The 12,415-nt window shown below is 70.8% G+C and carries 12 protein-coding genes; 3 read left to right on the top strand and 9 right to left on the bottom strand.

The genetic code is table 11. From position 1 onward, the window contains the following. Positions 1 to 146: 146 nt before the first annotated feature. Positions 147 to 575 (top strand): PaaI family thioesterase, encoded by a 429-nt coding sequence (locus MKK75_RS15455; protein WP_244043435.1) that lies wholly within the window; start codon positions 147 to 149, stop codon positions 573 to 575. A 159-nt stretch (positions 576 to 734) separates the two neighbouring features. Here the strand turns inward: MKK75_RS15455 and MKK75_RS15450 are convergent, their stop codons facing one another. The 4 genes from MKK75_RS15450 to glyA all read right to left on the bottom strand — a co-directional run bounded on the left by MKK75_RS15450 (position 735) and on the right by glyA (position 4,396). Next, the gene (locus tag MKK75_RS15450) at positions 735 to 1,355 is read right to left on the bottom strand and encodes a riboflavin synthase (RefSeq protein ID WP_244043434.1); all 621 of its coding nucleotides are present in this window, start codon (positions 1,353 to 1,355) and stop codon (positions 735 to 737) included. Positions 1,356 to 1,358: 3 nt separating this feature from the next. Beyond that, positions 1,359 to 2,468, bottom strand: coding sequence for a bifunctional diaminohydroxyphosphoribosylaminopyrimidine deaminase/5-amino-6-(5-phosphoribosylamino)uracil reductase RibD (ribD, locus tag MKK75_RS15445; protein ID WP_244043433.1), 1,110 nt, complete (start codon positions 2,466 to 2,468; stop codon positions 1,359 to 1,361). After that, positions 2,465 to 2,989, bottom strand: a complete 525-nt coding sequence (gene nrdR, locus MKK75_RS15440) for a transcriptional regulator NrdR (RefSeq protein WP_244043432.1) — start codon at positions 2,987 to 2,989, stop codon at positions 2,465 to 2,467. The genes ribD and nrdR overlap by 4 nt, the downstream gene beginning before the upstream one ends. Before the next feature lie 102 nt (positions 2,990 to 3,091). Beyond that, complete coding sequence (gene glyA / locus MKK75_RS15435) at positions 3,092 to 4,396, bottom strand: serine hydroxymethyltransferase (RefSeq protein WP_244043431.1); 1,305 nt, start codon at positions 4,394 to 4,396, stop codon at positions 3,092 to 3,094. Positions 4,397 to 4,657: 261 nt separating this feature from the next. Here glyA and MKK75_RS15430 point away from each other — a divergent pair, with 261 nt between their 5' ends. Next, positions 4,658 to 5,293, top strand: coding sequence for a hypothetical protein (locus MKK75_RS15430; protein WP_244043430.1), 636 nt, complete (start codon positions 4,658 to 4,660; stop codon positions 5,291 to 5,293). Further along, positions 5,290 to 5,739, top strand: a complete 450-nt coding sequence (locus MKK75_RS15425) for a hypothetical protein (RefSeq protein WP_244043429.1) — start codon at positions 5,290 to 5,292, stop codon at positions 5,737 to 5,739. The genes MKK75_RS15430 and MKK75_RS15425 overlap by 4 nt, the downstream gene beginning before the upstream one ends. A 34-nt stretch (positions 5,740 to 5,773) precedes the next feature. Here the strand turns inward: MKK75_RS15425 and MKK75_RS15420 are convergent, their stop codons facing one another. The 5 genes from MKK75_RS15420 to MKK75_RS15400 all read right to left on the bottom strand — a co-directional run bounded on the left by MKK75_RS15420 (position 5,774) and on the right by MKK75_RS15400 (position 12,262). Next, a complete protein-coding gene (locus MKK75_RS15420; protein ID WP_244043428.1) occupies positions 5,774 to 6,091 on the bottom strand; it encodes a cupin domain-containing protein in 318 nt (105 codons plus the stop codon). Positions 6,092 to 6,185: 94 nt separating this feature from the next. After that, positions 6,186 to 6,932, bottom strand: a complete 747-nt coding sequence (locus tag MKK75_RS15415) for a DUF937 domain-containing protein (RefSeq protein WP_244043427.1) — start codon at positions 6,930 to 6,932, stop codon at positions 6,186 to 6,188. Positions 6,933 to 7,048: 116 nt separating this feature from the next. Beyond that, entirely contained in the window at positions 7,049 to 8,569 is a 1,521-nt protein-coding gene (locus MKK75_RS15410; protein WP_244043426.1) for an MATE family efflux transporter, read from the bottom strand. Beyond that, entirely contained in the window at positions 8,562 to 10,529 is a 1,968-nt protein-coding gene (locus MKK75_RS15405) for a monovalent cation:proton antiporter-2 (CPA2) family protein (protein ID WP_244043425.1), read from the bottom strand. Before MKK75_RS15405 ends, MKK75_RS15410 begins: the two co-directional genes overlap by 8 nt. A 125-nt stretch (positions 10,530 to 10,654) precedes the next feature. Next, positions 10,655 to 12,262 carry a formyl transferase gene (locus MKK75_RS15400; RefSeq protein WP_244043424.1) on the bottom strand — a complete coding sequence of 536 codons (1,608 nt, stop codon included), beginning with the start codon at positions 12,260 to 12,262 and terminating at the stop codon, positions 10,655 to 10,657. Between the last annotated feature and the right edge of the window lie 153 nt (positions 12,263 to 12,415).

Genomic DNA, 12,415 nt, shown 5'->3' with positions numbered 1-12,415 from the left:
CGGGCCTCGAAGGAGCCCTCCAGCCGGCCGCGCGATCCCTGGAGCCCTCCTTCGAGGCCTGCGCTGCGCTCCGGCACCTCAGGATGAGGAGGTGGGATGGGAGGCCCGACGATGGCCCCGCACCTCAACCCACGCTGCAAACAAGCATGACCGCCACGATCCTGACCCTCGCCGAAACGCAGGACTTCCTCGACCGCGAATTCCCGCAGATGCAGGCGGGCGGCCGCGCCTATCATCTCGAAGAGGTCGGCCCGCTCTCGGCGCGGATGCGGCTGGAGGCGCACGAGCGCTTCCTGCGCCCGGGCGCGACGGTCTCGGGGCCGGCCATGATGGCGCTGGCCGATTACGCGCTCTACGCGGCGATCCTCGCCAATATCGGCCCGGTGGCGCTGGCCGTGACCACCAGCCTGACCTTCAACTTCCTGCGCAAGCCCGTCTCGGGCGATCTCCTGGCGGAGTGCCGGCTGCTCAAGCTCGGCCGGCGGCTTGCGGTCGGCGAGGTTCTGATCTCCGCCGCGGGTAACCCCGATCTCGTCTGCCACGCCACCGGCACCTACTCGATCCCGCCGCGCTGAATGCCTGTTCGACGGGAGCGCGTGGTCTTGCGCATCTCAAGTCGTGGTGTCTGAAGGTCGAGACCTTTCGCGGGTCCAGGGCGGAGCCGGGGTGAACATCTCAGGGCTCTGCCCTGAACACCCGCCAAAGGGCTTCAGCCCTTTGGAAACCCTGGTCGATCAGGCCCGCGCCTCGGCGAGCCGGGCGGCGTAGCGGGCGATCAGATCGACCTCCAGGTTGAGCCGATCCCCCGCGCGCCGCGCGCCCCAGGTGGTGACCTGGAGCGTGTGCGGGATCAGCAGCACCGAGAACAGGTCGTCCTGAACCACGTTCACCGTGAGCGAGGTGCCGTCGAGGCAGACCGAGCCCTTCTCGGCGATGAATTTCTTCAGACCGGCCGGCGCCTGCAGGGTGAAGCGCTCGCTCGGCCCCCAGGCCCCCGCGGTGACGCTCGTGCGCTCCACGATCTCGGCGAGGCCGTCCACGTGGCCGGTGACCAGATGGCCGCCGAGCTCGTCGCCGACCTTCAGCGAGCGTTCGAGGTTGATCCGTGCCCCCGCGGTCCAAGAGCCTACGGTGGTCCGCGCCAGGGTCTCGGCGGCGGCATCTACCGCGAAGACGCAGCCGCCCTCGGCCGGCTCGACCGAGACCGCCGTGAGGCACGGGCCGGAACACGCGATCGAGGCGCCGAGCGCGATGCCGGCCGGATCGTAGGACGCCCGAATGGCGATCCGGCGCAGGTCGCCTTCGCCTGCGACCGAGACCACCGTGCCGACATCGCTGACCAACCCCGTGAACATCGCTCAGATCCTGTTGCGTTCGTAGGTCACGGCCTCGTCGGGGCCGCATTGCGCCCGTTCGGCCTCGCGGAAGCGGTCGCTTGCCAGCGCCTCCGCCAGGGCCGGCCCCAGCGCCGGGAGGCCGCCGGCCGGTCCGAGCGCGACCGGCCCGGTGATCAGCGTGCAGGTATCGATCAGATCGGCCCGCGCCAGCGCGTCCGCAAGGCGGGGGCCGCCCTCGCTGCACAGGCGGGTCAGGCCGCGGCTGCCGAGATAGGCCAGCGCCGCCGGCAGATCGATCCCGCCGGCCGCATCCGCCGGCACGGTCGCGGCCTCGACGCCCAGGGCCTCCAGCGCGCGCCGGGCATGGGCCGGGGCGGAGCGGGTGGTCAGCACCAGGGTCGGCGTGTCGCGGGCGGTCCGCGCCAGCACGCTGGCCGGCGAGAGCCGCAGATGCGTGTCGAGGACGATCCGCAGGGGCGAGCGCCCGGACAAGCCCGGCAGCCGCACGGTCAGCGACGGATCGTCGGCCCGGGCGGTGCCGATGCCCACCAGGATCGCGTCGGCATGGGCCCGCCAGAGATGGACCGCCCCGTCCGCCACCGGCCCGGTGATCCGCAGGCGTTCCGGCCCGGCCGCCGCGCAGAAGCCGTCCCGGGTGCGGGCGAGCTTCAGATGCAGGGCCGGGCGCCCCCGGGTCACCCGGGTGACGTGGCCGATATGGTCGCGGGCCGCCGCCGCGCGCATCAGCCCGGTCTCGACCGCCACGCCCCCCTGACGCAGGAGATCGTGGCCGCGGCCCGCCACCCGCGGATCGGGATCCTCCAGGGCGCTGACCACCCGGGCGATCCCGGCCGCCAGGATCGCGTCCGTGCAGGGCGGCGTCCGGCCGTGATGCGAGCAGGGTTCGAGCGTCACGTAGAGGGTCGCGCCGCGGGCGGCCTCTCCCGCGGCGGCGAGCGCCAGGGGTTCCCCGTGCGGGCGCCCGCCCGGCGCGGTCGCTCCGGTCCCGCGGATGCGCCCCGTGCCCGGCTCGACCACGACGGCGCCCACCGACGGGTTCGGCCAGGTGGTGCCGAGTCCCCGCTGGCCGAGCGCCAGGGCGAGGCGCATGAACGTGCCGTCATCGCTCATGTGCGTCCGGCGCGGCGGCGCGGCGGTTCGGGCTCGGGCTCGACCTGCGGCGCCTTCGCCGCCAGCAGCGGGCTGCCGCCGAGGGTGCCGAGCAGATCCTCGAAGTCCTTGGCCTCGCGGAAATTCTTGTAGACCGAGGCAAAGCGCACGTAGGCGACATCGTCGAGACCCTTCAGCCCCGCCATCACCAGTTCGCCGATCGCCTCGGAGGTCACCTCCGGCTCGCCCGCGCTCTCGAGCTGCCGGGTGATGCCGCTGACCAGCCGCTCGACCCGCTCCGGATCGACGGCGCGCTTGCGCAGAGCCACGTCGATGGAGCGCTGGAGCTTGTCCCGGTCGAAGGGCACGCGCTTGCCCGAGCGCTTGAGTACCACGACCTCGCGCAACTGCACCCGCTCGAAGGTGGTGAAGCGGCCGGCGCAGTCCGGGCAGACCCGGCGGCGCCGGATCGCGGCGCCGTCCTCGGAGGGCCGCGAGTCCTTCACCTGGGTCTCGGAGCCGCCGCAATAGGGACAGCGCATGGATCTGATACTCGGATATGGAAACAGCCGCGGACCGTTCGGATCCGCGGCTGTTTCCTAATCCACCGGAGGCCGGCCCGAAAGACCGGCCCCGCTCACGCCTCAGCCGTAGATCGGGAACCGGTCGGTCAGTGCGTGGACGCGGCGCTTGACGTCGGCCTCGACCGCGCTGTCGCCCGCCTCGCCCTTGGCGGCGAGCCCGTCCAGCACCTCGACGATGAAGCCGCCGATCTGCTTGAACTCGGCGACGCCGAAGCCGCGCGACGTGCCGGCCGGGGTGCCCAGCCGGATGCCCGACGTGATGGTCGGCTTCTGCGTGTCGAACGGCACGCCGTTCTTGTTGCAGGTGATATCGGCCCGCGACAAGGCGGCCTCCGCGGCCTTGCCGGTGAGCCCCTTACGCTGCAGGTCGACCAGCATCAGGTGGTTGTCGGTACCGCCCGAGGTGATGTCGTAGCCCCCGGACATCAGCGTGTCGGCGAGCGCCTTGGCGTTCTCCACCACCTGACGGGCGTAGATCTTGAACTCGGGCTTCAGCGCCTCGCCGAAGGCCACCGCCTTGCCGGCGATGACGTGCATCAGCGGGCCGCCCTGGAGGCCGGGGAAGATCGCCGAGTTGAACTTCTTCGCCAGCGCCTCGTCGTTGGTGAGGATCATGCCGCCGCGCGGGCCGCGGAGCGTCTTGTGCGTGGTGGTGGTGACCACGTGGGCGTGCGGGAACGGCGACGGATGGACGCCGGCCGCGATCAGACCGGCGAAGTGCGCCGCGTCGACCATGAAGTAGGCGCCGACCGAGTCGGCGATCTCGCGGAACTTGGCGAAGTCCCAGTGGCGCGGGTAGCCCGAGCCGCCGGCGATGATCACCTTCGGCTTGTGCTCCTGCGCGAGCTGGGCGACCTGATCCATGTCGATGCGCTGGTCATCCCGGCGCACCGTGTAGGAGACCGGCTTGAACCACTTGCCCGAGACGTTCGGCGGGGCGCCGTGCGTCAGGTGGCCGCCGGCCGCGAGGTCGAGGCCGAGGAACGTGTCGCCGGGCTGCATCAGGGCCAGGAACACGCCCTGGTTGGCCTGGGAGCCCGAGTTCGGCTGCACGTTGGCGAAGCCGCAGTCGAACAGGCGCTTGGCGCGCTCGATGGCGAGGTCTTCGGCGATGTCCACGAACTGACAGCCGCCGTAGTAGCGCCGGCCCGGATAGCCTTCCGCGTACTTGTTGGTCAGCACCGAGCCCTGCGCTTCGAGCACGGCGCGGGAGACGATGTTCTCCGAGGCGATCAGCTCGATCTCGTGCTGCTGGCGGCCGAGTTCCTTGGCGACCGCCTCGGCGATCTCGGGATCGGCCTCGGTCAGGGGGGCGGCGAAGAAGCTGTTGGAGAAGTGCTTGTCGGCGGCGGTACCGGCGCTCATGGTCTGCCTCTGTTCTGGTAGGGGCGATGCCCGGCCTTTCGTCGGCGTGCACGGGCGGGCGTTCGAACGGCGATTTCTACACGCGCCCGGCGTTCTGGCCAAGCACAGGCATTTTGGCCGGCGCCCAAGAATAATTTGCCGCAGGTCGGGGAACTTCGTCTCTGACCGATCAGGGACGCGCTGCTAAGCATCCCTCGAATCGCTTGACAATAAGAAAAAATTCATAGAATAAAAGGTGAACGTTCGGCAGACGAGGTCACCATGCAAAGTCAAGACCGTGATCTGGCTTTGAATTATGCCATTGCTGAACTAAGACTTAGTATTGCTTTCATCACCTTGCATTTTCTTGAGGTAAAGGCCGGCTTCAGGGAGGATCAGCCGCGCGGCAGTGATGGCCGATGGTCTGGAGGCGCCGGAACTGTTATCGTTACGCGAAAGGATAAGACGGGCGATCCAAAGATCGATAGAAATACGGATACGATAATTGACGTTGTGAGAGAAATTGTTGAAATTACTAATCCTGGTCGGGGCGCCCTGTACGGAGTTATCATTCACACAAAGGTTGCGGCGCGGTTGCGAGAACTTAATCTGCCTGGCATCGGAAGGCATGGGATCGAGCAAAGCTTCAGCGCTGGCGACCTTGTACGATACGGGCTGGATGGAAGCGTCCGCACTGATGTAATCCTTCGTGATGGCCGAACAGCGGCGGCACCCATCCGAGCGATTTGGGATCTCAAGACCGGCAATGCGCGATTGACACCTGCTCGTGCGCGCGAGTTGAGAGAAGCTGCCGGAGTCGATGATAGCGTTCCCGTGATAGAAGTACATGTGAGCCGTGGAATCACGGTCAAGAACTTGTCGCTCTCTTCAGCCATGATTGAGGTCGTTATCCCATGACCATGGAAGCTTACGCACTCTGTGCAAGACCAATGTCTAGCGTCACAGAATGGCAGAACGCTATCAATGCACTCGGTTTTGACTTGACGCTCCAAGTAAAACAAATCCCGCCGGTCACACATGGCCATTTGCCGGCCACATGGCAGGGTCGCCAAGCCGGTTTCGAATGCTCGGTGATCCCACTCTCGGATCTGACCGAAACCTATCCGGAGATAAGCTTCGGCGGCCCATGGGCTTGTATCTACGCGTTTTATTTCGCAACATTTTCCAGCTGCGCCGGTGTTTGGATTGCGGTTGCTGCCTGCGTACGACAGTTGGGTGGCATAGCCTTTGACCCGCAAGAGGGCCATCTACTCGTCGGCGAAGACGCCATTCGTTATGCCCACGAGACATTGGACAGTGTCACGAGGCTTGAGGCACAACTCGGCGGGCCGCCGGCTGGTTAGCGCCGGATGCACTCCGCAGTTGCCCGGACCTTTGTCAGCCCTGCGTTGAGAGGTTCGTCTCGATCAGCACCGTCTCGGTCTCAAATGTGGCAGCATGCCACGTTCCGGCCGGAAAGTGGAACACGCTGCCGGTGGTGAACGGCTTGCGACCCTGTTCGGTCTCCAGGGTTCCGGAGCCCGAGACGACCTGCACGAACTGCTCGTGGTCATGGCTGTGGCGCGGCGCCGCGACGCCCGCCGGCACCACCACCCGCACGAGGCTCACCCCCGCGCCCGGGATCGCGCGCTTGGCGACGCCGTTGGCTGCGACGCTCTCCTCCCGGTCGTCCCAGGCGGTCAGGTGGTTGGTCATCGTTGCCTCTCACGGGCGACAGAACGCAGCCGGTCGGCGACGAGATGCGGCGTGGATCCGCCGGGTCAACGGCCGCGGCGGCTTTGCCCCTGCGTCACCCGGTCCCGCCCTGCGGCGGGCGCCCGCGCTTGGCCTTCGCGGCCTGCGGCTCGGACGGCGGGGAGGCCTGCCTGTCCCGGGGGTCTTCGGCCGGCGTGCCTTTCGTCGGCCAAAAGGTCTCGAACAGGTCCTGCATCGCCCGGATGTTGTTGCCCTGCACCTCGGCCCCGGTGCGCAGCATCTGCTGGAGCATGTCCGAGCCGGCCTCGCCCGGCTTCGCCGCGGGTTTGGGCGCCGGCTTGGGGGGCGGGGGCTCGGCGGGCAGGAAGGTCCGGGCCATCTCGGCCCAGGCCGGTCCGAAGGGGAACGGCCCAGGTGCGGGCGGCGCGCTGGCCCGCGCCTGAGTGGGCGCGGGCTGCGGCTGGTTCAGCAGCACGTGGACGATGCTGGCCACCACGGCGCCCGCCATCATCGGCAGCATCTGGCGCAGCACCTGCGCGCCGACGCCGCTCGTGGCCGAGGCCTGCTGCAGCACCCCCTGCAGCAACTGGGCCGAACCGAACATCTGGCTGAGGGCATCGAGCCCCTGCGGTGCCGCGGGGCGCGACGCGTCGGGCAGGCCGAACATCCGGGCGAGGCCGGCCGGATCCATGCCGACGCTGCGTTGGAGGCCGAGGGTCAGGGCCGGCATCAGGGCCTCGAAGGCGCGGGTCGTCTGCTCGGTCGTCAGGCCGAAGGGCTGACCCAAAGCCTGGAACCCGGCATCGCCCTGGGCCTGGAACATCTCGAGCGGGTTGAACATGACGCCATGATCCTGGCCCGGTCAGACCGGCCGGGGAGAGCATCGTGACCCGTTGCGCGGGGAAATACCAGTTCCTACCCGGTTTACTTGTGCTCAGTGCAGCCCGACCGTCGCGTTCAGCTCGCCGGGCCGGGATGGGCATGGCCCACCGGCAGGGGCGCGGCGCGGTGGGGCGCCTCCGGCGTGCCCGAGGTCGGCAGGAGGTTCGGCCCTGCGCCCTCCAGCCGGTCGACCGTGCGGCGCGCGAGCAGGAATCCCAGCACCCCGAAGACCAGCGAGCCGAGCCCCATGCCGGCGACCACGCCCCGGGGACCGTAGAGCGCCGCGCCGAGCAGGCCGGGCGGGATCGTGCCCAGCGTCGCCCGGCCCCAGTTCAGCAGCGTCGAGCGCAAGGGGAAGCCGAGGTTGTTGAAGGCGGCGTTGCCCAGGAACAGCAGGCCGTTGAAGAACCAGATCGCGCCGCCGACCTGGCAGAAGAAGCCGAACAGATCGGCCGCGACGCCGTGCAGGCCGAACAGGGTGGCGATCGGGCCGCGGCCGAGCGCCAGGGCGAGCCAGACCACGCTCGCGTAGGCGAGCGTCACCCCGGCGGCATTGCGCAGGACGCCGCGCATCCGGTCGAACCGGCCCGCCCCCCAGTTCTGCGCGAGGATCGGCCCGATCGCCCCCGATAGGGCGAACAGGCCGCAGAACGCCACCGGCGTCAGGCGGTCGATCACCGAGGCGGCCGCGACCGCTTCGGCCCCGTAGCCGGCATAGAGACGCGCCAGGAAGGCGCTGGCCGCCGAGGGCGCGAGGTTGGTGAGGATGGCCGGCCCCGCGACGACCGCCAGGGCGAGGGCATCGGCCCGGAGGTCCGCGCCGCGGGGCCGGCCCAGGAGCCCGTGCCGGGCGACGTCGCGCAGGCCCACCGCCACGAAGGTCACCCGCGCGACGCAGACTGTGATCGCCGCGCCCTCCACGCCGAGGCCGGCGGCGAAGATCAGCAGCGGGTCAAGGAACGCGGTGACCATAGCGCCGGCGAGCGTAACCAGCATCGCCTGCCCGGCCGCGCCGACCGCCCGGAGCAGGCCGGTGAACAGCATGCCGGCGGCGAGCAGCGGGTTCGACGGCAGGGTGATGTGCAGGAACAGGGTGGCGACCCGCAGGGCCTCGCCCCGGGCGCCGATCAGGGTCAGGAGCGGCTCGGCGCAGAGCGCGATCAGAACCGCGATCAGGGTGGAGACGAGGGTGCCCAGCGCCAGCGCCGAGGTCGACAGGCGGCGCGCCGAGGCCGGATCGTGCGCGCCCACCGCCTTGCCCACCAGGGCGCCCGCGGCGATCATCAGGCCGATATTCACCGCGGTGGCGAAGAACTGCACGATGCCGGCGAAGCCGACCGCCGCGGTGAGGTTCGGATCGCCCAAAGTCGAGACGTAGAGCAGCGACAGCAGGTCGACGGCGAAGATCGCCATCAGCCCCACCGAGCCGGTGGCGCCCATCACCACCACGTGCCGGAGGATCGAGCCCGTGACGAAGCGGCCCGTCTCGGACGGGCTTGCGGAGTCACTCGTCTCGGTCGGGGAAGGCAGGCGCGCGCGGCTCCGCGGCTCCCCCTCCCCCCTCTGCGGGGGAGGGAGGGCGTGGCCGTCATGCATCCCGGATGCTGCCTTCCGTCTCCAGCTCCGCCTCCGGATCGCCCTCGATCTCCACCGTCTGCGGGGCGAGCGCCGGCTTCTCGAGCACACGCTCGGCCGCCTCGCGCCGGTCGCTGCCCACGAGGTCGCGGGTCTCGGTGCTGAGCGCCCGGGCGGGCCGGATCGGCACGGTCAGCGGCTCCGGCTTCAGCTCGGCCGCGGCCCCGCGCATCCAGCTGGACCCGTCCGGCAGGGCGCCCGCCTGCTGCAGGACGAGGCGGGCGATGTCGCGCTTGCGCACGTCGTCGGTCCGGGCCGCCGCGGCCTCCGGCGACAGGCCGAGCGCCTCCAGCGCCGCGCGCCCGAAGGCGAGGGCGGATTCCGCGGTCTCGCGGATCTGGTAGTCGACGTCCCGGTTCATCAGCTCCACCGCGTGCAGGCGGTCGTAGGCCCGCACGTAGGTGCGCACCTCGGAAAATTCCTCGTGCACGATGTCGACGATCTTCAGGGCCCCCTCCCGATCGTCGACGCAGATGCAGACCAGCTCGACCCGGCCGATCCCGGCGGCGCGCAGCACGTCGAGCCGCGTGCCGTCGCCGTAATAGATGCGGAAGCCGAAACGCGACGCCGCGCGCAGCTGTTCCACGTCCTTGTCGATGACGGTGGCGTTGATGCCCTCGGCGAGGAGCACCTGGGTCAGCAACTGCCCGAACCGCCCGAAGCCGATCACCAGGACCCGCGCGTCGCCGCTCTCTGCCAGCTCGGTGGAGGGCTCCTCCAGCGCCTGGGTGCTGCGCGTGTTGCGGCGCTCGATCAGCTTGTCGAGGCCCTTGGCGGCGATCGGCCCGATCAGCATGGTGAGCGCGGCGAGCGCCACCGCGAAGCGCGTCGCGGTGGCGCCGGTGAGGCCGAGATCCTCCGCCTGCGGCAGCAGCACGAAGGCGAATTCGCCCGCCGGCGCCAGGACCGCCGCACCCCGCAGGGCGCCCAGCGTATCCGAGCCGAACAGCCGGAACAGGCCCGCCACCAGGGCGACCTTCACCAGGATGGCGGCGAGCGTCGCCCCGAACAGCGCCGGCCAGACCTCGCGCACGAGGTGGCCGTCGATCGACATGCCGACGCTCATGAAGAACAGGCCGAGCAGCATGCCGCGGAACGGCTCGATATCGGCCTCGAGCTGATGGCGGAAATTCGACTCGGCGAGCAGGATCCCGGCGAGGAACGCGCCCATCGCCATCGACAGGCCGACCTGCTCCATCAGCAGGGCCGTGCCGAGCACGACCAGCAGGGCGGCGGCGGTCATCACCTCGCGGGCGCCGCTGGCGGCCAGCAGCCGGAAGAACGGGTTCAGGCCGTAGCGGCCGACCAGCACCACGGTCAGGATCGCCCCGAGCGCCTTGCCGGTGGAGAGCGCGGCCTCCCCCAGCCAGGACGCGTCGGTCCCCCCGCCGGCCGAGGCGAGCAGCGGCATCAGGGCCAGGATGCCCACCACCGAGAGGTCCTGGAACAGCAGCACCGCGAAGGCGCGCCCCCCGTAGGCGCTGTTCAGATCGCCCCGCTCCTCCAGGAGCTGCAGCGCCACCGCGGTGGCCGAGAGGGCGAGCGCGAGGCCGATCACCGCGGCCGCCCCGAAGCTCAGGCCGGCCAGCATGCCGGCACCGCCGAGCACCAGGGCGCAGACGACGAGCTGCGCGGTGCCCAGGCCGAAGATGTCGCGCCGCATCGAGACGAGCTGCGACAGGTGCAGCTCCAGCCCGACGATGAACAGCAGCAGCACCACGCCGATCTCGGCGACGCTGGCGGCGGTCTCCGGTTCGGCGATCAGCGACAGGCCGGAGGGCCCGATCAGCACGCCGGCCACGAGGTAGCCCAGCACGGCGCTCTGGCCGATCAGCCGGAAGATCGGCACGCCGATCACCGCCGCCGACAGGAAGGTCAGGACCGGCGGCAGGAAGCTCGCATGTTCGACGGGGCTCGCCATGAAGATCGTCCCGGCGTTTTTTTGGAAGGATCGCGCGCGAAGCCCTCGCTTAGCGCGGCCGGAGCCGGGATGCGAGCCGCAACCGGGTGCCGTTCGACACTGAAAGGGGGACCGGGCGGCCCGGATCAGCCCAGCAGCCGCGGCCGGGCCGGGCGCGAGCCGTCGATGAATTCCAGGCCGCCCGCCGCGCTCAGCATGTGCAGGCGCGAGCCCGGCCAGGCCGCACCGGGCCCGAGCCGGGTCTCGACCCGCTGGGCGTAGCCCTCCTCGTCGAGGCGTAGGATCCGGGCGAGCCCGAGCGCCGCGCCGTAGCCGCCGCGGCAATCCTGCACCGGCCGGATCAGGGCGCCGTCCCGCGCCACGACCGGTCCGGCGGCCCGGGCCGAGCCGACATCGATCAGCACCGGGTTGCGCTGGTGCGGCGTCCAGGGGCCGCGGAAATGCGGCGCGTGCCAGAGGTGCAGGGTGTCGGAATAGCTGCCCCCGCCGGCCCGGACCGTGGCGAACAGCCACCAGCGGCCGCCGTGGCGCAGCAGCGTCGCGTCGCTGGCCACGACCCCGTCCACCAGCACCGCCTCGTGGACCCAGCCCCGCGGGAAGGCTGTGGCCCGGTAGAGGTCGATCGTGCCGGAGGCGTGGGATTCCGGGATCATCCAGACCTGCCCGTCCGCCTCGAAGACGAAGGGGTAGGAGAGGTGCGTCTCGAGTTCGAGCACCGGCTCCGGCCGCCCCCGGGGGCCGCCCGCTTCGAACCCCACCGCCGAGATCACCCCCTTGCCCCGGCGATAGTCGAACTCCTCGACGAACAGGGTCACGGCCCCGTCCCGGGCGATGGCGAAGGGGTCGGCGTAGAAGCGGCGCCCGTCGTCGGGCAGGTCGTTCCAGCCGCCCTCCGGGTGGCGGCGCAGGTCGATCAGGTCGGGGCCGACGACCTGCCGCCAGCCCACCCGCCATTGCGGGCCCTGGAAGCAGAGCGCGTAGAGCCGTCGGGCGATCTGCCGGGCGAGCCCCCCGGCGGCGCGCCGCCCGGCTCCGAACCCGTCGAGGTCGAAGGCGCGGCCCGGCTGCAGCGGCGCCTCGGCGCCGTCGGGCAGCACCGGCGACCCGGCCCCGTCGAGGGCGGCGGCGATCAGCGTGATCGTCCGCGCGAGGTAATCCTCGAAGGCGGCGAGCATCACGGTGTGCGATTCCGCCCCGAGGCGGCCCACCGCCACCGGGGCGCCGTCCGGTCCGCGCAGGGCCGCCACCGGCGCTCGGCGGGCGAACAGGGCGGCGAGCAGGCCCGCCTCCCCGGGCAGGCCATCGAAGTCGAGCCGCCAGACTGGCCCGGCCGCCGGCGCCGTCGGCGCGCCCGCGAGGTCGAGGACGATGTCGTCCCCGATTTTCACAGGCTCGTCCGGCCCGGCCTCGTAGGGCGCGAGGGCGACGGGCTCGGCCGCGGTGGCCAGCCCCGGGCGCGGCAACCCGTGGATCGCCGCCTCCAGGCGGAACAGCAGTTCCGCATTCGCCGGCAGACCCCCGCTCTGGGTCACCCAGGCGATCCGGACGCGCCGGTCGGGCCGCTGGGCGATCTGGTCGAGGAGGCGGATATGCCAGCCGCGCAGGGACCGGCGGTCGAGGCGCACGGTCACGGACCGCGCAACGGCGCCCTGGCCGGTCGCGTGAGGTCCCGGCCCGGGCGGAGCCCGGCCGCCGGCCGCTGGCCGGTCCGGGCCGCCGATCACCCGCTCCATCAGCCGCTCGGCCTCGCGCTCGGCCTATCGTATTGCGTCACGACGCGCACGGTGAAGGGCCCTGAACAGTGCCGCCAGACGACCGGCAATACGATCGATGCGGGCTTGGAAGCTGTTTCTTGGAGGTACGATCCAGCAAGACCGATCTGTTGT

It is taken from the genome of Methylobacterium sp. J-030 (assembly GCF_022829545.1).
Taxonomy (GTDB): Bacteria; Pseudomonadota; Alphaproteobacteria; order Rhizobiales; family Beijerinckiaceae; genus Methylobacterium.
The sequence above is the reverse complement of the archived record's forward strand: the minus strand, read 5'-3'. Positions and strand labels throughout refer to the sequence as shown.